Source organism: Streptomyces sp. NPDC045022 (assembly GCF_056432605.1).
Window position 1 is genome coordinate 610,168 of sequence record NZ_JBWKIR010000001.1, and the last position, 18,031, is coordinate 628,198.

The 18,031-nt window shown below is 71.9% G+C and carries 21 protein-coding genes; 7 read left to right on the forward strand and 14 right to left on the reverse strand.

Annotation, left to right across the window (positions count from 1 at the left end):
• The first annotated feature begins 29 nt into the window (after positions 1 to 29).
• On the forward strand, positions 30 to 452 hold the full coding sequence (locus AC07C1_RS02680; protein WP_388396735.1) for an Hsp20/alpha crystallin family protein: 423 nt from the start codon (positions 30 to 32) through the stop codon (positions 450 to 452).
• 203 nt (positions 453 to 655) lie between these two features.
• On the opposite strand, the gene AC07C1_RS02685 is transcribed toward AC07C1_RS02680, so the two are convergent.
• From AC07C1_RS02685 to AC07C1_RS02725, 9 genes are read right to left on the reverse strand one after another with little or no spacing between them, the layout of a single operon-like run.
• Positions 656 to 1,276 (reverse strand): V-type ATP synthase subunit D, encoded by a 621-nt coding sequence (locus tag AC07C1_RS02685; protein ID WP_471508609.1) that lies wholly within the window; start codon positions 1,274 to 1,276, stop codon positions 656 to 658.
• Positions 1,273 to 2,667 (reverse strand): V-type ATP synthase subunit B, encoded by a 1,395-nt coding sequence (locus AC07C1_RS02690; RefSeq protein WP_478936416.1) that lies wholly within the window; start codon positions 2,665 to 2,667, stop codon positions 1,273 to 1,275. The genes AC07C1_RS02685 and AC07C1_RS02690 overlap by 4 nt, the downstream gene beginning before the upstream one ends.
• Positions 2,664 to 4,463, reverse strand: coding sequence for a V-type ATP synthase subunit A (locus tag AC07C1_RS02695; RefSeq protein ID WP_478936417.1), 1,800 nt, complete (start codon positions 4,461 to 4,463; stop codon positions 2,664 to 2,666). The genes AC07C1_RS02690 and AC07C1_RS02695 overlap by 4 nt, the downstream gene beginning before the upstream one ends.
• The gene (locus tag AC07C1_RS02700) at positions 4,460 to 4,969 is read right to left on the reverse strand and encodes a hypothetical protein (protein ID WP_478936419.1); all 510 of its coding nucleotides are present in this window, start codon (positions 4,967 to 4,969) and stop codon (positions 4,460 to 4,462) included. Before AC07C1_RS02700 ends, AC07C1_RS02695 begins: the two co-directional genes overlap by 4 nt.
• Positions 4,966 to 5,193: a V-type ATP synthase subunit F gene (locus tag AC07C1_RS02705; protein WP_478936420.1), complete on the reverse strand. Its 228-nt coding sequence runs from the start codon at positions 5,191 to 5,193 to the stop codon at positions 4,966 to 4,968. The genes AC07C1_RS02700 and AC07C1_RS02705 overlap by 4 nt, the downstream gene beginning before the upstream one ends.
• Positions 5,194 to 5,195: 2 nt before the next feature.
• Entirely contained in the window at positions 5,196 to 5,609 is a 414-nt protein-coding gene (locus tag AC07C1_RS02710) for an ATP synthase subunit C (RefSeq protein WP_478936421.1), read from the reverse strand.
• A complete protein-coding gene (locus AC07C1_RS02715) occupies positions 5,594 to 7,036 on the reverse strand; it encodes a V-type ATPase 116kDa subunit family protein (RefSeq protein ID WP_478936422.1) in 1,443 nt (480 codons plus the stop codon). Before AC07C1_RS02715 ends, AC07C1_RS02710 begins: the two co-directional genes overlap by 16 nt.
• Positions 7,023 to 7,955: a hypothetical protein gene (locus tag AC07C1_RS02720; RefSeq protein ID WP_478936423.1), complete on the reverse strand. Its 933-nt coding sequence runs from the start codon at positions 7,953 to 7,955 to the stop codon at positions 7,023 to 7,025. The genes AC07C1_RS02715 and AC07C1_RS02720 overlap by 14 nt, the downstream gene beginning before the upstream one ends.
• Positions 7,952 to 8,389, reverse strand: coding sequence for a hypothetical protein (locus AC07C1_RS02725; protein WP_478936425.1), 438 nt, complete (start codon positions 8,387 to 8,389; stop codon positions 7,952 to 7,954). The genes AC07C1_RS02720 and AC07C1_RS02725 overlap by 4 nt, the downstream gene beginning before the upstream one ends.
• A 438-nt stretch (positions 8,390 to 8,827) precedes the next feature.
• Here AC07C1_RS02725 and AC07C1_RS02730 point away from each other — a divergent pair, with 438 nt between their 5' ends.
• Positions 8,828 to 9,442 (forward strand): CBS domain-containing protein, encoded by a 615-nt coding sequence (locus AC07C1_RS02730; RefSeq protein ID WP_478936589.1) that lies wholly within the window; start codon positions 8,828 to 8,830, stop codon positions 9,440 to 9,442.
• Positions 9,443 to 9,468: 26 nt separating this feature from the next.
• On the opposite strand, the gene AC07C1_RS02735 is transcribed toward AC07C1_RS02730, so the two are convergent.
• Positions 9,469 to 10,194 carry a response regulator gene (locus AC07C1_RS02735; protein WP_478936426.1) on the reverse strand — a complete coding sequence of 242 codons (726 nt, stop codon included), beginning with the start codon at positions 10,192 to 10,194 and terminating at the stop codon, positions 9,469 to 9,471.
• 123 nt (positions 10,195 to 10,317) lie between these two features.
• Positions 10,318 to 10,974: a CBS domain-containing protein gene (locus AC07C1_RS02740; RefSeq protein WP_478936427.1), complete on the reverse strand. Its 657-nt coding sequence runs from the start codon at positions 10,972 to 10,974 to the stop codon at positions 10,318 to 10,320.
• Positions 10,975 to 11,192: 218 nt separating this feature from the next.
• On the opposite strand from AC07C1_RS02740, the gene AC07C1_RS02745 reads away from it, so the two are divergent.
• From AC07C1_RS02745 to AC07C1_RS02760, 4 genes are all read left to right on the forward strand, one after another.
• Entirely contained in the window at positions 11,193 to 12,098 is a 906-nt protein-coding gene (locus tag AC07C1_RS02745) for a universal stress protein (RefSeq protein ID WP_471508587.1), read from the forward strand.
• A gap of 25 nt (positions 12,099 to 12,123) precedes the next feature.
• Positions 12,124 to 13,026 carry a universal stress protein gene (locus tag AC07C1_RS02750; protein ID WP_478936428.1) on the forward strand — a complete coding sequence of 301 codons (903 nt, stop codon included), beginning with the start codon at positions 12,124 to 12,126 and terminating at the stop codon, positions 13,024 to 13,026.
• Between the two features lie 325 nt (positions 13,027 to 13,351).
• Positions 13,352 to 13,651, forward strand: a complete 300-nt coding sequence (locus AC07C1_RS02755; protein WP_478936590.1) for a hypothetical protein — start codon at positions 13,352 to 13,354, stop codon at positions 13,649 to 13,651.
• Positions 13,569 to 14,192 (forward strand): Rossmann-fold NAD(P)-binding domain-containing protein, encoded by a 624-nt coding sequence (locus AC07C1_RS02760; RefSeq protein WP_478936593.1) that lies wholly within the window; start codon positions 13,569 to 13,571, stop codon positions 14,190 to 14,192. Before AC07C1_RS02755 ends, AC07C1_RS02760 begins: the two co-directional genes overlap by 83 nt.
• Before the next feature lie 64 nt (positions 14,193 to 14,256).
• Here the strand turns inward: AC07C1_RS02760 and AC07C1_RS02765 are convergent, their stop codons facing one another.
• From AC07C1_RS02765 to AC07C1_RS02775, 3 genes are all read right to left on the reverse strand, one after another.
• Positions 14,257 to 14,697 carry an OsmC family protein gene (locus AC07C1_RS02765; protein ID WP_478936430.1) on the reverse strand — a complete coding sequence of 147 codons (441 nt, stop codon included), beginning with the start codon at positions 14,695 to 14,697 and terminating at the stop codon, positions 14,257 to 14,259.
• Positions 14,694 to 15,869 (reverse strand): site-2 protease family protein, encoded by a 1,176-nt coding sequence (locus AC07C1_RS02770; RefSeq protein WP_478936431.1) that lies wholly within the window; start codon positions 15,867 to 15,869, stop codon positions 14,694 to 14,696. The genes AC07C1_RS02765 and AC07C1_RS02770 overlap by 4 nt, the downstream gene beginning before the upstream one ends.
• A gap of 86 nt (positions 15,870 to 15,955) precedes the next feature.
• The gene (locus AC07C1_RS02775) at positions 15,956 to 16,528 is read right to left on the reverse strand and encodes an Rv1733c family protein (RefSeq protein ID WP_478936432.1); all 573 of its coding nucleotides are present in this window, start codon (positions 16,526 to 16,528) and stop codon (positions 15,956 to 15,958) included.
• Between the two features lie 416 nt (positions 16,529 to 16,944).
• On the opposite strand from AC07C1_RS02775, the gene AC07C1_RS02780 reads away from it, so the two are divergent.
• The gene (locus tag AC07C1_RS02780; RefSeq protein WP_478936434.1) at positions 16,945 to 18,015 is read left to right on the forward strand and encodes a zinc-dependent alcohol dehydrogenase family protein; all 1,071 of its coding nucleotides are present in this window, start codon (positions 16,945 to 16,947) and stop codon (positions 18,013 to 18,015) included.
• The last annotated feature ends 16 nt before the right edge of the window (positions 18,016 to 18,031 follow it).

An 18,031-nucleotide genomic window follows, 5' to 3' on the forward strand; every position in this document is an offset into this window, starting at 1 on the left:
GGCCGCACAACAGCCGAGGAGGTACGGCGATGACCACGGTGGCACGTAAGCAGAGGTTCGCGTTCCCGGAGATGTCGGACTGGTTCGAGAACCTTCCGGCCCGGTTCGCGATGCCCACGATGGGGGACCTGTACACGGTCCGGATCGAGGACTACACGGAGGACGGCCGCTATGTGATGCGGGCGGAGCTGCCGGGCATGTCGCCCGAGGACATCGACGTCTTCATCAGCGACGGCATCCTCACCGTCCAGGCCGAACGCACCGAGAAGGATGTCACGAAGAACCACGGCGAGATCCGGTACGGCGCGATGAGCCGCAGCGTCACGCTGCCGCCGGGCGCCGACGAGGACGACGTCAAGGCCGACTACACCGACGGCATGCTGACCGTCAGCGTGGGTCTGGGGGCCGAGAAGGCGGAGGCGAAGCACGTGGAGATCCGGCACGGGAACTGATGCCGAACCGGCGGGGGGGGGGGGGGGGCCGGGGGGGGCCCCCCCCCCCCCCGGGGGGCGCCCCCCCCCCCGCCCCGGGGGCCCCGGGCCGCCGCCGCCGCGCCCCCCCCCCTCCGCCCCCCCCCCTCCCGTACGGCCGGCCCGGGGGGGGGGGGGGGCCCCCCCGCCCCCCCCCCCCCCCCCCCGCCGGTCGCGCGAAATGCTCAGGTGCCGCCGTGCCCGGCGGCCCAGCGTCGCCGTACCGCTTCTTCGCGCTCCGCCTCCTCCAACGCCAGCTCTGCTACGGCCAGTTCGTCCTGCAGCCGAGGGATCCAATGCCGGCGCAGGGCGCGGACCCGCTGCCGGGTCCCTACGGCCTCGGCGGCCAGAAGCTCGGCGGCCGCCTGGTGGGCGGCGAGTTCCGCCGCGGCACGGGCGGCTGCACGATAGGCCGTCTCGGCGTGCGCGAGGGCGGTGTTGGGCGGTGTCTGTTCCCCAGGGGAGCGGGCGGGGTCCGTCCAGGTGACCGCCGCCGGGTGGCGCACGCCCATCAGCGCGCCCCACTGGACGTCGACGCGCGCCGGCCCGGCCGGTGCCGCCTCGGCCAGTGCGCTTTCGCCGCCGAGCAGCACTCCTCGCACGAGCCACGATTCCGCCTCGGCCAGCCTCTGTTGCCACACCCGGTCCGCGTCCTCGGCCGCTTGCCGTGCCGTGTGCTCCCGGTCCAGCAGGAGCCGGAGTTTGCGTTCCAGGAGGTCCGCTCCGCGAACCGCCGTGGCGAGACTGCGACGCAGCCGCAGGCGCCCGGCGCGTCCCGCCGGGATCCGGCGTGCCCGCGGACTCATCGTGCCTCCTGGTCCTGCGGCGGGGCGTGGGCGTCGAGCAGGTCGGCCGGGAGCATGCCGAGCTGGCTGCGCGGCAGGGTCAGCAGCACCTCCCAGGCCCGGTCCAGGGAGTCGTCCAGCGACCGGTTCTCGTCGGTGCCTTGCGCCAGGAACCGGTGCCGGAAGGCGTCCTCCAGCTCCAGATGGTGCAGATCGGTCGGGCTGAGTGCCGAGCGTCCGATCAGGTCGGCGAGCTCTCGCACCTGCCGGGACCGGGCCAGCGCGGCGATCAACTGCGCCGCGACGGCGGGATGGTCCGCGCGGGTGCGTCCGGCTCCGGTTCCCTTGCGCATCAGTCGCGACAGCGAGGCCAGCGGATCTACGGGCGGGTAGGTACCTGCTGCCTGCATCTCGGCGCTCAGCACGATCTGACCCTCCGTGATGTAGCCGGTCAGGTCCGGGACGGGGTGGGTGATGTCGCCCGCGGGCATGGTGAGAACGGGAAGGATGGTCACCGACCCGGGCCGACCTCTGATGCGGCCACAGCGTTCGTAGAGGGACGCGAGGTCGCTGTAGAGGTATCCGGGATAGGCCCGGCGGGCCGGAATCTCGCCACGCGCGGCGGACACCTCACGCAGCGCCTCCGCGTAGGCCGTCATGTCCGTCATGACCACCAGGACGTGACGGCCCTCGGTGAACGCGAGGTGCTCGGCTGCGGTCAGGGCGAGTCGCGGGGTGAGCAGCCGTTCGATCACCGGGTCGTCGGCGGTGTTGAGGAGCAGAACCAGTTCCCTCGCAGCCGAGCGGGCCGCCAGCCCCTCGCGGACGAACGCCGTGTCGGCATGGGTGAGTCCCATGCCGGCGAACACGACGGCGAACGGCTCATCTCCGCACGACGCCTGAGCGGCGATCTGCACGGCCAGTTCCAGGTGCGGCAGCCCGGCCGCCGAGAACACCGGCAGCTTCTGGCCCCGCACCAGCGTGGTGAGCACGTCCACGGCGCCCACACCGGTGAGTACCGCCTCGTTCGGCGGTTCCCGGCGTACCGGGTTGATCGGCGCGCCGGCGACCTCCGCGTACGATCCGCCGAGCACCGGTGGCCCGCCATCGGTTGGGTCGCCCCGGCCGTTGCACGCCCGTCCCAGCCACCCGGCACCGACCGGTATCCGCAACGGCGTCCCCGAGAAGGCGACACGGGTGCCGGTGCGGTTCATGCCAGCCGTGTCCTCCAAGACCTGCACCATCGCGATGTCGCGGTCCACGTCCAGGACGAGGCCGTGCCGTCGCTCACCGGAGTCGAGGACGATCGTGGCGAACTCGTCCCAGCCGACCCCGCTCACTCCCTCGACGAAGAGGAGCGGACCGCGCAACTCCCGCACCCCCGTGTACTCGATGCCCACGCCGCCGGTCATGCCCTCTCCTTGAGCCGGGCCAGCACGGTGTCGCGGGCTGTGGCCACCGGAGCGGTCTCGGCGGGACCCGCCGTCTCGCGCGCCCGCAGCAGCGGGGTGAAGTCGACCGCTTCGACGGCATCTGCAGGGATGCCGGAGTCCACCAGTTCCACGCAGCGGTCGATGACCGTCAGCACGGCCTGCACCAGGGCCGCCGTCTTCTCGGGCGCGCTGTAGGCGTCCGCCGGGGACAACGCGTTCTGCTGGATCGCGGCCTCACGCAGCAGCCGTCCGGCGAGCACACTGATCCGTTCCCGGGGTGGCAGCGCCGTGATGCCGACCAGTTCGACTAGGTCGGCCAGCCGGTCCGCCTCCCCCAGCTGCCGCGCCACACGACCACGCCGCTCGGCCCACTCGGTGTCACCGGCCTGGGTATGGGCGGCGGCCAGCGTGGCGGCGTCCCGGGAGAAGGACTCCGACCAGGACACCGCAGGATAGTGGCGTGCGTAGGCGAGATCGCGGTCCAGGCTCCACAGGCAGCGCACGAAACGCTCGGTGTGCGCGGTGACGGGCTCGGTGCGGTCACCGCCCGGTGGAGACACCGCGCCGATCACCGTGACCGAGCCGGTCGCGCCGCCGAGGGTGCGCACGGCGGCGGCCCGCTCGTAGAACGCCGCCAGTTGGGAGGCGAGCCCCGCCGGATAGCCCTCCTCGGCGGGGAGTTCGCCCATACGGGAGGCGAACTCGCGCAGTGCCTCCGCCCATCGGGAGGTCGAGTCGGCGATCAGAACGACGTCGAGGCCCATGTCGCGGAAGTACTCGGCGACCGTCGCACCCGTGTGCACGCCGGCCTCGCGGGCCATCATCGGCATGTTGGAGGTGTTCGCGATCGTCACGGTCCGTTCGGCCAGACGGCCCCCGGTCCGCGGGTCGGTCAGCTCCGCCAACTCCTTGATGACGTCCGCCATCTCGTTGCCGCGCTCACCGCAGCCGACGTAGACGATGACGTCGGCGTCGCACCACTTGGCGATCTGCTGCAGCAGCATGGTCTTGCCGGTGCCGAAGCCGCCGGGCACGGCGACGGTGCTGCCACGTGCCACCGGGAAGAGCAGGTCGACGGCGCGCTGCCCGGTGTTCAGGGGCACGTCCGCCGGCAACCGCCGCGCGACGGGTCGCGGTCTGCGCACCGGCCAGGACTGCGCCATCCTCACTTCCTGGCCGCCCACCACGGCGAGCACACCGTTCGAGGGGTGATCACCCGCCGCCGCGACCCAAGTCACCTCACCCGACACGTCCGGAGGCACCAGGAGTCGCAGCGGCACGCCCGCGCCGATCTCCCCGAGGACGTCACCGGCCGCGACCGGCTCTCCCTCAGCCACTTGCGGTGTGAACGACCAGGTGCGTCGGTCCGGTTCACCTGCTGACGGTCCGCTCGCCGTGAGAAGGTCGCCGATGCCGGCCAGAGGACGCAGCAGCCCGTCGAACACGCCGCCGAGCAGATCTGGTGCGAGCCGCACCGACAGGGGGCGGCCCTGGGGCTCCGCTGGGTGCCCGGGCGCAAGTCCGCCGGTGTACTCGTACGCCTCGATGGTGGCCGTGTCGCCCTGGATGGCGACCACCTCGCCCGGCATCCGGGCGGCACCCAGCACGACCAGGTCGTGCATGGCCACCGTGGGCGGGCAGGTGATCTCCACGAGGGGGCCGGCGACACGAAGGATCCGTGGGCAGTCCGCGCCGTCCGGCGGAGCGCCGGGCGTGATCTGCGGAAGCGTGTGCCTGTCCGACGAGTCCGATGAAGGGTTGCCGGAGCTGGTCATGCCGGCTCCCACAACGTCTCGGCCCGGACGCCCAGCCGGTCCAGGGCACGATCGGCGAGGGCTTCCGCCGACAGGTCGACCCGGCGGCCGGGCACCTCGGCCGTCACCCCGCCCTCCGAGGCTGCCGTGACCCTCGCCTGCGGGCCCAACAGCTTTCGTGCCGCCTCCGCGCAGCGCGCCCGCAGAGACGAGTCTTCCATGAACTTCCTTCGCACACCTGCGCGGACCGCAGCCCTGAGAGCCACGTAGACCTCGGCCCTGGCGGCCAGTTCTGCTGCCCAGACGCACTGGACCGCCCGCACCCGTTCCCGAGCCGCCTCGGCGGCACCGTCGGCTCTGCCGAGGTCCCGGGCCCGTGCGAGCACTGCCTCGGCCGTGGCGCGGGCTGAGCGCAGGGTTTCCTCCGCGTCGGCCTGCGCGCGGTCCCGCACGGCGTCGGCGGAGGCCCGTGCCGCGCGCAGCAACTCGGCGCGGACGGGGCTCAGGGCGTCGACAGGCGCGGTCATCCGGGCATCACCACCGTCAGCGGCCGGGACGGGTTCGGCGCCGTCGTCGCGCCGCCCAGCGCTTCGGCGGCCTTGACCGTGAGGATCACCAGACCGACCGTGCCGGGCAGCGTCCGCCAGGCACTGCGGACGGCGTCCGGGTCCTCCGCGACGAGGACGTCGACCCCGGCCAGCGCCAGACCGGACACGCTGGTCCGTGTGCCGATAGCGGCCACGGTAGCCATCGTCATGCCTTTCCGATCAGCAGGATCGCGACCACCAGCCCGTACACCGCGATGCCCTCCGCCAGACCGACGATCACCATCGCCCGGCCGAACATCTCCGGTCGCTCGCTCAACGCGGCCAGCGCCGCGGCACCCGTGTAGGCGACTGCGATCGCGGCTCCCATCGACGCGCCGGCCACAGCGATGGCCGCCCCGATCAAGGCGGATCCGTTGACCCCACCGGACGCGGCGGCCTGCGCCGAGGCCTGCGCCGGACCTGCCAACGCCGTGGCGAGGACGACGAGAGCGCCGCCCAGCAGGGCGATGTTCGTGGCCAGGAGCCAGCGGAAGGCATGTCTGGTGCGGCGCCGCCGCAGCAGCCGGACGGCGCCGAGCACCGCCACGAGGACCGGCAGGACGATCAGCCAGGTGAGCATGGGATCACCTTCGTAGCGGGATCGGCAGGCTCCGCCGGGGGAACGTGCCAGGGACGGAACGGTCGGCCCTCGGTCTCGAAGAGCCGGGAGAAGAGTTCGTAGAACTCCAGCCGCAGCGCCTGCACGCCGGCCACCAGGGCTTCCAGGCCGAAGGAGACGGCCGTGCCCACGACGAACAGCAGGGCGGCGCCCGCGACCCCGGCGGCGCCACGCCCGGCCAGGCCGGTGGTACCGCGCCACACAAGATCCGCGAGGGCGGCATGGGTCAGGCCGAAGGCGGCCAGCCGGGCGAACGACAGGGTGTTGGTGCCGGTCCGTACGACGACGTCGAACAGCCGCACCACCGTCTCGGCGAGTCCCGCGCCGCCGCCCGCAGTGGCCCGGAACAGGCCGAACCCCACCAGCGCCAGCCCGGTGACGGCGAGAGCGGCTCCGGCGACGGCCGGAGCCTGCCTGTGTAGCACCAGGCCCGCCGCGGCCAGAGCGAGGCCCAGGTAGAACAACAGCCCGGCACAGCCCGACGCCGCGTACAGCCCCGAGCCCCAGCCGCCCTCACGCACCCGGTTCACCGCTCCGGCGGCGTGTGCGAGGGCCAGCAGACCGGCACCGAACACCACGGCGGCGGCCAGCAGACGGGCAGGACTCTCCAGCGGGCTCAGCCACAGCACCGGCAGCAGGCCCGTCGGCCCGAAGAACTCGCCGTAGGCGGCACCCGCCGCCATGGAGGCGACGCCCGCACCCGCGAGGAACGGCCACAACCGGCCCAGCCCGGCCAACCGGCGGGGCCACCCGAGGCGCAACGCGATCGCGCCGAGTACCAGCAGTGCCCCGTGCCCCACGTCGCCGAACATGATCCCGAACATCGCGACGTAGGCGAGGCCCGCCGGCCACGAGGGATCGACGTCTGCGTAGGCGGGTGTCCCGTACGTCGTCACCAGCGGCGTGAAGGAGGTGGCCCGGCCCGGCCGCAGCAGCGTCGGCGGATCGGTCCCGTGCGGGGACGGCAGCGGCAGCAGCGCGCCTCCCGCAGCGGCCAGGCGTCCCGCGACGCGGGATACCTCGGCGGCCGGGCACCACCCGGCGAGCGCGGCCACCTCTCCCTGCCGTACCGCGCCCTCCACGCGCTCCTCCAACTGGGCCTCGCCCGCCAGCAGTGCGACGTTTTCACGGCGTTCGAGCAGGTCGAGATCGGGCGCGGCGGAGGACAGAACTGCTGTCGCGGCGCTTTCAGGGCCGGTTGTTGCGCCCCGCCCCCGCACCCGCTGCAGTCGCGCGGCCGCCGCCCCCGGAGCCGCTTCCTCGGCGCGGTCCAGCTCCACGCAGCCCTCCTCGGCGATCCGCACCAGAGCGTCCCGCAGGGCCGCCTGCGGCACGACCACCGCCACGCGGCGCATCCGGACCGGCGTCACCGCCTCAGACCAGGGCATCGAACACCTCCCCCGGCCGTCCCCCGCGCGCCGCCGACTCCAGCGCCGCCCGCACCCGCCATGCGTCCACGGACAGTAGCGCCACTGCACCGACGACCACCCGGGGCCCGTACCGGCCTTCACGCAGCAGCGCCGTGCCGTCAGCCTGCACCGTCCGCCACCAGCGGGCCTCCGCCAGCCACAGCTCACCCGGCTCGTTGATGTCCTTCAATGCCCAACCCGCGGACGAGGGCAGACGCTCACGGAACTCCTGGTATGTGGCGGCGGCCGTCGCCCGCGTCCCGAGCAGCCGGGCCGCATCGCGCAATACGGGCTCCGGAAGAGAGCGGTGGTGTACGAACAGCTCACGAGCTGCCAGCAGGACGGCGCGCCCCTGGGCCCAGCGGCGCGCGGGCTGTACGGCGACAGCGGTGCGGCGTGCCGCGGCCATCCGCATGCCGGTGACCAGGGCCCACGGCGTGTCACCGCCCGGGTCGCCCCAAGGCGAGGCGGTGAGCGCGGTCCGTGTCTCAGCGGGTGTCCCTGCGCGTTTCAGACTTCGCCAGGCGGTCTCCAGCGCCCCCAGCCGATAGGGCTCCAGAGCCTCCGCGCGGCGCCCGTCCGGTGTGGGCAGCCGCGAGGCCACGTTGGCGATCTCGAACCCGGCGGCGAGCGGAACCAGCAGGCGGGCACCGCCCCGGGGCAGCCAGCCGGCCAGTACCCGCAGATGCCACAGCAGGGTGGCGGACACCGCCCGCTGGGCCTGGCGCACGTCGTTCGCAGACATCCGCACGTATCTCGCGTAGGGCGTGGTCGCCAGGCGTTGCAGGGCGTCGTGGAGCGTCGGACCACGTGCGATATCCCGCGCCCCGTCGGTGCCCGGATACCGGCCGACGAGGGCCTTTGCGCGCACCGCTCCGGCGACCCACCCGGCACTCATGGCTCATCTCGCTCTCCGCCTGTCAGGCGCAGGGCGTCGGCCACGGCGAGATCCACCAGGTGGGGCATACGCTCCGGGGCCCGCTCGCGGATCGCCGAGGCAGTGCGGTCTCCGGCGGCGCGGAGGGCGTCCGCCTCTTGCTGCGCCTCCCGCAGGAGGGGTTCTGCGGTCTGCCGGCGAAGCTCGTGAGCGTGCTCCCGCGCGGCATCCACCATCCGTGCCGCCTCTCGCGCGGCGTTCTGCCGCAGGGCCTCGGCTTCCTGCTCAGCGGCGGCCCGGATCTGCGCCGCCTCCTGCTGAACGCTTGCGAGCCGGGCGAGGGAGGGCTCCAGTTCCGCGGCGCGTTCGGCCGTACGGTCGGCGGGCACGCCGGTGGCGGACGCTCCGGGCGTGCCCGCCGGACGGAACCGCTCCAGGAAGTCCCGCAAGCTCATCGGCGGCCTCCTCCGGGTCGGCTGCTCCTCCAGTCTCACCGTTGCCGTTCCGGCCCGCACCGGATAGGACCGTCACGCCGTTCCACCAGGGCCGTTCGGCTCTTGGCTCGGGCAGCGAGAGCGAAAGACTGGGACGGTAGGCAACTCGACATCAGTCAGGAGGCCGCCGTGAACGAGCACGAGAACTTCTCCGCGAAGGCCGAAGCCCGGCGGGATGTGCCCGCCCGCCCCTGGAGCCCCGGCGAAACAGCACGGCAGGACACCCTGCTCCGCTACCTGGGTGCCGTGGCCACCGCCGCCGCCAAGCATGCAGGTACAGAAGCGCAGGCTCCGACGACTCCACCGAGCGCTACAGCCCGGCCCGCACCGCCGTCCGCCCCGCTCACGCCGCAGTCCGTATCCGCGCCCGAACCGGGACTGCCCCTGGTGCGGGACGTGATGGACGTGCCCGCCGCCTCCCTGCGCGAAGACCTGCCGTACCGCGACATCGCCCGCTCGCTGGCGCGCGTGCACGCTGGCGCGCTCCCGGTCGTGGATGCCGATGACCATGTGGTCGGCGTCGTCTCGGAGTCCGACCTGCTGGCCAAGGTCGCCTTCGAGGCATCCGGTCACCGGCCCGGCCCCATCGGCAGGCTGCGTGAGCGCCGGATCCATGGCAAGGCTCGTGGCGACCTGGCCGCCGACCTGATGACAAGTCCCGCGATCACTGTGCTCCCGGGCGCGACTGTTGCCGAGGCGGCCTGGCTCGCCGCGCTGTCCCGGCTGAAGCGGATGCCTGTCACCGACCGCGATGGCCGCCTGGTGGGCGTTGTGCGCCGTGATGCGCTGCTGCAGTCGCTCATCAGGGACGACGCCGGTATCCGGACGGAGGTCGAGGCAACGATCTCAGCGTGCTGCCCCCCGGGCGACCGGGAAAACATGGAAGTGGCCGTGCACGACGGCATTGTGGAGCTGACCGGGCGGATGCCCTCGGCGGCGATGGCCCGGCTGGTGGCGGAGGTCGAGGAGATCTCCGACGTGGTCGAGGTGAAGAACCTGCTCACTGCCGCCTGATTACCGGCCCTGATCCCCGGCCGCCCTCAGCGGGAAGAACGATCCTTGACTTCGTGGGAGTCGTGCGGGCCGGATTCGTGCTGGTCCAAGTGGGAGGCGAGGACCGCCGCCTGGACGCGGCGCTGCACGCCCAGTTTGGCCAGCAGCTGTGAGATGTGGTTCTTGACGGTCTTCTCCGACAAGTACAGCTTCTTGCCGATCTCGCGGTTGGTCAGACCGTCGCCGATCAGCGCGAGAATGTCGCGTTCTCGGGGCGAGAGGCCGGCCAGTTCAGGGGGCAGCGACGGCACCTCGGCCGGGTCGGCCCGCAGGGATCGCATGAGCCGGGCGGTCGTCGCCGGGTCCAGCATCGACTGCCCCGAAGCGACGGTGCGCACCGCCGACACGAGGTCGGAGCCCTTGATCTGCTTCAGCACATATCCGGCCGCCCCGGCCATGATCGCGTCCAGTAGGGCCTCCTCGTCGTCGAAGGAGGTCAGCATCAGGCATGCCAGTTCCGGCATCCGGTCTCGCAGCTCGCGGCAGACCGTGATGCCGTCGCCGTCGGGCAGGCGGACGTCGAGCACGGCTACGTGCGGTCGCAGAGCGGGGCCCCGGGTGAGCGCGTGTTCGGCGGTGTCCGCGTCGCCGACCACGGAGATGTCCGGTTCGGCGTCCAGGAGGTCGGTCAGGCCGCGTCGTACGACCTCGTGGTCGTCGAGCAGGAACACACGGATGGGGTTCTGCTCGGTGAAGGTGCGTGTCTCGGCCATGGCGACCTCGATTCCGCAGACGTGGCACACTGCCGAATGTCCTAGACGTCGATCATCACCTGACGATGCCCATCGCACCAGGGCCGTTCGGCCCCAGTCACCCGGCAGCGGTATGCACTCCAGCTACTGCGTCCTACCGTCCTGCACGAGGTCGAACCCCACGTCCACCACTCCTTCGACGCCCCTCACCAGCCGCGCGGCCACAGGAACGAGGGCAGTGTCGCCGACCCGCCCGGTGAGTGTCACGACACCGTCGTGCACCTCCACCTGGACGGTCGACGACGGCGGCGGGAAGAGGTACGAGGCGATCTCGTGTCGGACCTCCTCGGCGATGTCCTCGTCGTCGCGCAGGAAGACCTTGAGCAGGTCGGCCCGGCTGACGACGCCCGCCAACAGCCCGGCTTCGTCCACCACGGGCAGCCTCTTGACCCCCTCTCGCGCCATGATGCGTGCGGCCTCGGCGAGCGTGGCGGCGGCCCGGACCGTGACGGCGGGGGAGGACATCAAGTCTCCTGCGGTGAGGGCGGCGGCCTTGGCCACGTCGACGGGCTGACGCAGTTGCAGATAGCCCACATCGAGGTCGTCCCGGAGCTCCTCCTTGGGCAGGAGGTCGGCCTCGGAGACGACTCCGACCACCCGGCCCTCGCCCTCGATCACGGGCAGGGCGCTGACCTGCCAGTCCTGCATCAACTGCACGATCTCCTTGAAGGGGGCCCGTCGGCCGACGGCGGCGACCGTCTGGGTCATGACATCGCTGACGGTGTGCGGGGTGCCGTACATGGTGACTCCACAGGGGCCTCGATGGGGTGTCCGGCTTTTTTCAGGGTGTGCCGACAGGCTGCAGGCGGGCCAGGGCCGCCCGGCCCCTGGATGGCCCGTCCGGCTACCGCACTGCTGAGGGTCGGTCGGTCCCCGAACGGGCCGTGTGGCCCCTGATGCGGCCGGCGCTGCGGCGCCACGCTGATAGCGGAACCCTCTCTCACCCGGAGGTGGAGACGATGTCCCGCACCGTCACCGTCGGCCTCGACGACTCGCCCGAAAGCCGGGCCGCAGCCGAGTGGGCGGCTCGCGAAGCGCTGCTGCGTGGCCTGCCCCTGAAGATCGTGCATGTCCAGGAGCCGACGCCCCGGTACGCCGCCCGGACCCCGTTGCTGGACCTCGACCGTTACCAGCACTGGGCCGAGCAGTTGACACACGAGTCCGCGGAAGGGATCCGGCTGCGCCACCCGGGCATCGAGGTGATCACCGAGCAGCTCACAGGGACCGTGGCCGACGTCCTCTGTGAGGCGGCAGGCTTCGCCGAACTGCTGGTGCTGGGCTCGCGAGCGCTCGGTGGACTGCAGGGATTCATGGTCGGCTCGGTGAGTCTGGGGATCGTGGCCCGCGCCGAGCGCCCGGTGGTGCTGGTGCGCGCGGAGGAGCAGGCCGCTGACGAGCACAGGATGGACCCGGCGGGCGTACCGTCCGCTGCGGCGCCGTTCCGTCCCGTCGTACTGGGCCTCGACATCGATCAGCCGGACGACACGCTGCTGGAATTCGCCTTCGACGCAGCAGCTCGCCGGAAAGCTGCTCTACGGGCGGTCCACGCCTGGCCTGAACCGCCCACCTCCTTCTACCGCTTCCCCGGTGACGCCGAACTCTACGACACGCTCGAGCGCGGACAGGCCTCCCTCCTGAGCAAGGTACTGCGTCCCTGGCGGCAGAAGTTCCCGGACGTCGAGGTCATCGAGGCGAGCCGGTGCGGCAACGCCGCCCAAGTCCTCGTCAACGATTCCCGTGACGCCTCCCTGGTGGTCGTCGGCCGGCGCATCCGCACCGGCTCCTTCGGCGCCCACATCGGCCATGTCACGCACTCGGCCCTGCACCACATCACCGCCCCCATCGCGGTCGTCGCGCACAGCTGAGCCGTCGCCCCGAGGAGGAGACCCCATGAAGGCATCAGCCGCACGGGCCTTTGGCGAGCCCGTGGACCTCCCGATCGTCGTCGGTGTCGACGGCTCCGAGCCGAGCATGAGAGCAGTGGAGTGGGCTGCCGACGAGGCGGCCCTGCGCGGGGCGTCACTCCGACTGGTGTACGCCTCGCTCTGGGAGCGCTACGAAGGCGCATCCTTCGCCCACGACCTCGGCAAGCCCTCGGAGGAGGTGATGGCCGAGGACATCGTAGAGACCGCCGAACGGCGCGCCCGTCAGCGGCAGCCAGGCGTGAAGGTCACCACAGACGTGCTGCCCGAGGAAGCCGGGTACGGCCTGATCCGGGAGACCCACAGCGCCCTCGCCATGGTCCTGGGCTGCCGAGGCCGCAGCGGTGTGACCGAGGCACTGCTCGGCTCCGTGAGCGTCACGGTGGCCGGGCACGCGCACTGCCCGCTGGTCGTCGTGCGCGGCAGCCACGACAACCGCTCCGGTGCACGCGGTCGCATCGTCCTGGGGGTGAGCGAGAAGCAGGCAGGCTCGGCTGCCGTACGTTTCGCGGTCGAGGAGGCTCTGCTGCGCGAGGTCCCGCTGGAGGCTGTGCGGGCCTGGCGTCGACCGCTGCATGAGCCCCGTCCGCATCCGCTGATCGTCGGAGAACCGGCCCACCTGCAAGAGCGGCAAGCTGCTGAAACGGTGGAGGAGGCGCTGCGGGACACCCCGGCCGGTCTGCAGGTGCACCGCCGTACGATCGAGGGCTTCGCCCGCGACGCCCTGCTGGCGGTGTCCCGTGAAGGCGACCTGTTGGTCGTCGGCGCCCGGCGCCGCCAGGGTCACTTCGGGCTCCAACTCGGCCGCGTCGCCCACGGGGTGCTCCACCACGCGGTCTGCCCGGTGGCCGTGGTACCGGAGCCTGCCTGAGCCCGCCCCGCACGGGCGGCGGTCACCGCTCTGCCCGCTCTGCCGGCACCGTTCGACCTCACCGATCACAGCACCTCCGCACGGCCAAGGCGGGCTCGATGATGAGCGCAGAGTGCAGTCTTTCTTGCAATCTCTCTCGGGCCTGCGGTCTGCCGCTCCGCCCGCGCCCGCTTGGTCGGCACCCAGAGGGAAACGCATCGCGATAGGGGACATGGGGTGTCCGGAATCGCTCGGAGTGTCGCGTGGGAAACCGCCGAAGGGACACCGAGCCATGCGTATCGCAGTCACGACGCCCACCGGTAACGTCGGACGACACGTCGTCCCCATGCTCCTGAGAGCCGGGATACGCCCACTCGTGCTGGCGCGTGATCCCGGCCGGCTTCATCCCGACGTCCGCAACGAGGTGGATGCCGTCGCGGTTGACCAGCGCGACGTGGAGGCGGTCGTCGCCGCCACGGCCGGGACGGAAGCTCTGTTCAGGGTGGACCCCCGTCTACGGGCGAGAATCCACTCGCGGACTACGAGCCGGCTACGCGAGCGTGGTGAGCGCCGTCAAGGCGAACGGCATCAAGCGGACAGTGTTCCAGAGCAGCGTCGGTGCCGAAAAGCGGCGCGGAGCCGGTGAGATCGACGGCCTCGCGGGCACCGAGCTCGCCCTCGACACCCTCGGTGCCTCGGTCACACACCTGCGGGTGCGGCTACTTCTTCACCAACCTCGAGCTACAGCTCGATGCCGTGCGGACCGGCTTCGTCCCCGTGATCCTGCCCTTGGACCAGCCTCTGGCATCGGTCGCGCCGCGCGACATCGCGGAGGTCGCCGTGACACGGCTGCTGTCGACCGCCTGGTCCGGACGCTGCGTACAGGCCTCCACGGGCCAGCAGACCTCACCTGGCCGCAGGCCGCCGCGATCGTGTCCGCCGCCACCGGCCGTCCGGTGCGCGTCGAGCGCGTCGGCGACGACGCGATGCGGAAACTGCTGCGCGTATCCGGGATGACCGACGGCCTGGTCGAAGCGGTTGTCGGGATGTCGACCGGTCTGCGGGACGGCTTCGTCCCGGAACAACCGCGAACCCCGTACACCACCACCCCCACCACTTTGGCGGCCTGGGCCTACGACCTCCTCCGCCCCCCAGCTGTGACAGCGAGCGGCACAGGCGCAGGATGACCGATGAGGCTGTCTGTGGGCCTGACACGGGCCGGGACTGCCACGGATGGCTCTCCCGGTCGCGTCAGCCGAACTCGATCCTCACCTGCGGTGGTTGACGCAGTGTGCTGTGCACCGTGCAGTGGTCGACCACGGCGCGCAGCGCCTGGAGCCTCGCCTCGCTCAGTCCCTCCGACAGAAAAATCCGCATACGGACAGCGGCGACGCGGGCCGGCCGGTCGTCGGCCATCGTGAAGTCCGCCGACACACGCAACCGTTGGCGGTCAATGTGATGGCGCTCCAGGAAGCGCCCCGCGTAGTAGGCGACACACGAGGCGAGCGACACGACGAGAACCTCGACGGGCGTCGGGCCGCGGTCGCCGCCCCCTGCCTCGACAGGCTGGTCGATGACGAGGGCGTGTCCCCGTACGTCGACCTTGAACGCACAGCCTCCCAGGTGGCATACCTCGACGTGGCCCTCGGGCAGTGCGGTGGTCCGTCCGGTGGCCAAGGTCGTGTCCGTCATGATGCCTCCTTCGTCAGGTGTGGGTCGGTGCTCCGTGGCAGGGTCTGCGTGGGCTCGGCCGGCCAGGCCAGGGCCCGGGTGATGTCGGCGACGGTGAGGATGCCGACGAGGCGTCCTTCGTCCAGGACCACCGCACGGCGGACGGGGCTCGCCTCCAGCCGGGGGAACAGATCGAGCACCGGCTCCTCGGGCGCGGCGATGACGACGTCGGCGAGAGGACGCATCACCTGGCCGACCGTCGTGCTTACGCGGCCCTGAGCCGGCGCCAACTCGACACGCCGCACGGTGAGAAGACCGACCACCGAGCCACCTGCCGCCAGCACCGGGAAGGCTGAGTGGCGGTAGTGGCCGAAAGGCCCCTCGGCCAGGAAGTCAGCGAGTGTCGCCGTGTCCGGAACCGTGACCGGATTCGGGGTCATGACGCAGCTGACCGGGACACCGCCCAGCACGCTCCGCATCTCGGCCTGGCGAGCCTCCGCGGTCGCCGCGCTGATGAGGAACCAGCCGATCAGCGCGGGCCACAGGCCGGACAGATTGTGCGCGAACAGCACGGCCGCGAAGCCGGTCACCACCAGGAACCAGCCCAGCGCCCGGCCCGCAGCCGAGGCGCCGCGGGTGGCCCGCAGTCGGTCGCCGGTGCGATGCCACAGGTACGCCCGCAGCAGCCGTCCCCCGTCGAGTGGGGCGGCGGGCAGCGCGTTGAAGACGGCCAGCAAGATATTGATCGCGGACAGCCAGGCGACCGCCTCGACCACGAGCCCGGACGCGTGCAACGCGTCCAGCCCGGCGGCAACGCCCGCGAGGGCGCCACCGGCCAGCAGACTGGTGAGCGGGCCCACGGCGGCGATGCGCAGCTCCGCGGCCGGGGTCGCGGCCTCGCTGTGCAGGCGCGCCGCGCCGCCCAGCATCCACAGGGTGATGCCGTCGACCTGCACGCCGTTGCGGCGGGCGACCACGGCGTGCGCCAGCTCGTGCGCCAGCAGCGAGACGAGGAAGACGACCGCGGCCAGCAGGGCCAGCGCCCAGTACTGCACGGCGGAGTAGCCCGGATGGGCGGCAGGGAATTCACCACGCGCGAGAGTGACCGTCACCAGGACGACGATGACCAGGACGCTCCAGTGCAGGCCGACCCGCACGCCGGCGATCCGACCGAGGGACAGCGTCTCGTTCATGAACCTCGCCTCATCCTCCAGCTTGCGTACCGAGGGCCGGGTGCGCGCTCGGTGGGGGCGGGGTGCGCAGCTCTCGGGGGTACGTTTCAACCCGTCTTCGGGCCCCACTGCGGTCCCACCAGATCCCACTCCTGGTCCCAGCGGGCCATGCGACGCCGGTCGAGCCGTGCCCGTGCGAAAGCGCCCGCACCGAAGACCGGAGCCGCGACGGCGAGGGCGGCCGCGGCACCGAAGAGGGCGGCCTCGACGTGCCCTTCGGCACGGCCCGTCGGCTGTGAGAGCGCGAGCCGGCCCTGGTCGTCCTGCCAGACGGTCACCGAGGCTCCGGCCTTCAGGCCGCCGTCGACCAGCGTCTGCCCACTACGAGGGGTGCCGTCGGGAGCTGCCCAGCGCACGGAGCCCCGGACACGGCCGTCGGTCTGCCGGTCCGCGGTGACGCCGTGTGGCGCCTCGGCGACAAGGACCGCTCGAACGGCGTGCCTGTGGGCGCGCTGCTCCCCGAACTCATGCTCGGCGCTGCGGGCCGTCACCAGTCCGGCGACGGCGCCGGCAAAGGCGACTATCACCCAGACAGTCAGGACGACCCAGGCCTCGACGATGTCCTCGTGCCTCCGCAGCGGATTGCTCCGCCACCGCCACAGCCGCTTCGTGGTGCTCATGACGGAACACCTCCTCATCGTGGTGCCTCCTTCGACGGTGGCTCCGGCGGGGCCGTGCTCACAGGGGCCGACGGGGCTCGGTGAAAGGCCGCCCGGGACCCCTATCACGCGCTGGTAGGGCCCATTGGTCCCTATTGGGCTCTTGAGGGCGACGCCCAAAGGCCGCTGCAAGCGTGAAAGTGATGTGGGTCCGTCGCGCCCCGTTGCGTTACCGAAGCCGCCCTGCCACGGGTCGGTGAGCCATTGGGCACCGTCCGGCTGAGTACAAGGGCCGGAAGGCCCAAGCGCGACCTCCTGCGGACCGCCCAGGCTGAACGTGCGGGGCGCTTCCCGGCACCGTGCCGGAGCCGGCCCGCGTCCCTCGTCGTACGCGCCGGAACGCTGGTCCCGCAGCAGACAACAGGGTGAGGAGCGCGATGAAAGGCTTCGTCTTCCACGGTCCCGGACAGGCCTCCTGGCAGGACGTTCCGGACCCAGCCGTCAAGGAACCGACCGACGCGATTGTGAAGGTCGGCGTCGTGACAATCTGCGGGACGGACCTGCACATCCTCAAGGGCGACGTTCCGGAGGTCCGTCCCGGCACCATACTCGGTCATGAGGCGGTCGGCGAGATCGTCGAGGTCGGCAGCGATGTGCGCACCGTACGGCCCGGCGACCGGGTGCTGCTCTCCTGCATCACCTCCTGCGGACGGTGCCGGTTCTGCCGGGACGGCTCCTACGGACAGTGCCGGGGCGGCGGAGGCTGGATCCTCGGCCACCTCGTCGACGGCACCCAAGCCGAGTACGTCCGCGTGCCTCACGCCGACCTGTCCGTCCACCCGCTGCCCGCCGCCGTGCCCAGCGAGGAAGCCGTCCTGTTCGCGGACATCTTCCCGACGTCCTACGAGGTGGGCGTCCTCAACGGGCATGTGCGTCCGGGGGACACCGTGGCCATCGTCGGCGCCGGGCCGATCGGACTTGCGGCCATCGCCACGGCTCGGCTGTTCTCGCCCGAGCGGGTCATTGCCGTCGACCTGGCTCCGGCCCGTCTGGAGGCTGCGCATCGGCTTGGTGCCGACGCGGTAGCCGACGTGCACGAGGCACCCGGCCAGCTGGTCGCCGACCTCACCGGCGGGCTCGGAGCCGATGTGGTCATCGAGGCGGTCGGCGTGCCGGAGAGCTTCGAGCTGTGCACCCGCATGGTCCGTCCTGGCGGGCATGTCGCCAACGTAGGCGTGCACGGCAAGCCCGCCACGCTCCACCTCGAAGACCTGTGGATCAAGAACGTGACGATCACGACCGGTCTGGTGGACACCTACTCCACCCCGACCCTGCTGCGGATGGCCGCGGCCGGCCGGCTGCGGACCGGGCAGCTGGTCACTCACACCTTCCCGCTGAACCGCATGGAAGAGGCGTACGACGTCTTCTCCAAGGCCGCCGAGACCGGCGCGCTGAAAGTGGTGCTGGGCGGGCAGCAGCACGCGGAAGTGGCCGTTCCCGCGGCCTGATCGAGAAGGACACGAC

Bases quoted from the DNA above. Each gene is read 5' to 3' on its own strand.
- AC07C1_RS02680 (WP_388396735.1), top strand. From the start codon at position 30: ATGACCACGGTGGCACGTAAGCAGAGGTTCGCGTTCCCGGAGATGTCG.
- AC07C1_RS02685 (WP_471508609.1), bottom strand. From the start codon at position 1,276: ATGAGTCCGCGGGCACGCCGGATCCCGGCGGGACGCGCCGGGCGCCTG.
- AC07C1_RS02690 (WP_478936416.1), bottom strand. From the start codon at position 2,667: ATGACCGGCGGCGTGGGCATCGAGTACACGGGGGTGCGGGAGTTGCGC.
- AC07C1_RS02695 (WP_478936417.1), bottom strand. From the start codon at position 4,463: ATGACCAGCTCCGGCAACCCTTCATCGGACTCGTCGGACAGGCACACG.
- AC07C1_RS02700 (WP_478936419.1), bottom strand. From the start codon at position 4,969: ATGACCGCGCCTGTCGACGCCCTGAGCCCCGTCCGCGCCGAGTTGCTG.
- AC07C1_RS02705 (WP_478936420.1), bottom strand. From the start codon at position 5,193: ATGGCTACCGTGGCCGCTATCGGCACACGGACCAGCGTGTCCGGTCTG.
- AC07C1_RS02710 (WP_478936421.1), bottom strand. From the start codon at position 5,609: ATGCTCACCTGGCTGATCGTCCTGCCGGTCCTCGTGGCGGTGCTCGGC.
- AC07C1_RS02715 (WP_478936422.1), bottom strand. From the start codon at position 7,036: ATGCCCTGGTCTGAGGCGGTGACGCCGGTCCGGATGCGCCGCGTGGCG.
- AC07C1_RS02720 (WP_478936423.1), bottom strand. From the start codon at position 7,955: ATGAGTGCCGGGTGGGTCGCCGGAGCGGTGCGCGCAAAGGCCCTCGTC.
- AC07C1_RS02725 (WP_478936425.1), bottom strand. From the start codon at position 8,389: ATGAGCTTGCGGGACTTCCTGGAGCGGTTCCGTCCGGCGGGCACGCCC.
- AC07C1_RS02730 (WP_478936589.1), top strand. From the start codon at position 8,828: ATGGACGTGCCCGCCGCCTCCCTGCGCGAAGACCTGCCGTACCGCGAC.
- AC07C1_RS02735 (WP_478936426.1), bottom strand. From the start codon at position 10,194: ATGGCCGAGACACGCACCTTCACCGAGCAGAACCCCATCCGTGTGTTC.
- AC07C1_RS02740 (WP_478936427.1), bottom strand. From the start codon at position 10,974: ATGTACGGCACCCCGCACACCGTCAGCGATGTCATGACCCAGACGGTC.
- AC07C1_RS02745 (WP_471508587.1), top strand. From the start codon at position 11,193: ATGTCCCGCACCGTCACCGTCGGCCTCGACGACTCGCCCGAAAGCCGG.
- AC07C1_RS02750 (WP_478936428.1), top strand. From the start codon at position 12,124: ATGAAGGCATCAGCCGCACGGGCCTTTGGCGAGCCCGTGGACCTCCCG.
- AC07C1_RS02755 (WP_478936590.1), top strand. From the start codon at position 13,352: ATGCTCCTGAGAGCCGGGATACGCCCACTCGTGCTGGCGCGTGATCCC.
- AC07C1_RS02765 (WP_478936430.1), bottom strand. From the start codon at position 14,697: ATGACGGACACGACCTTGGCCACCGGACGGACCACCGCACTGCCCGAG.
- AC07C1_RS02770 (WP_478936431.1), bottom strand. From the start codon at position 15,869: ATGAACGAGACGCTGTCCCTCGGTCGGATCGCCGGCGTGCGGGTCGGC.
- AC07C1_RS02775 (WP_478936432.1), bottom strand. From the start codon at position 16,528: ATGAGCACCACGAAGCGGCTGTGGCGGTGGCGGAGCAATCCGCTGCGG.
- AC07C1_RS02780 (WP_478936434.1), top strand. From the start codon at position 16,945: ATGAAAGGCTTCGTCTTCCACGGTCCCGGACAGGCCTCCTGGCAGGAC.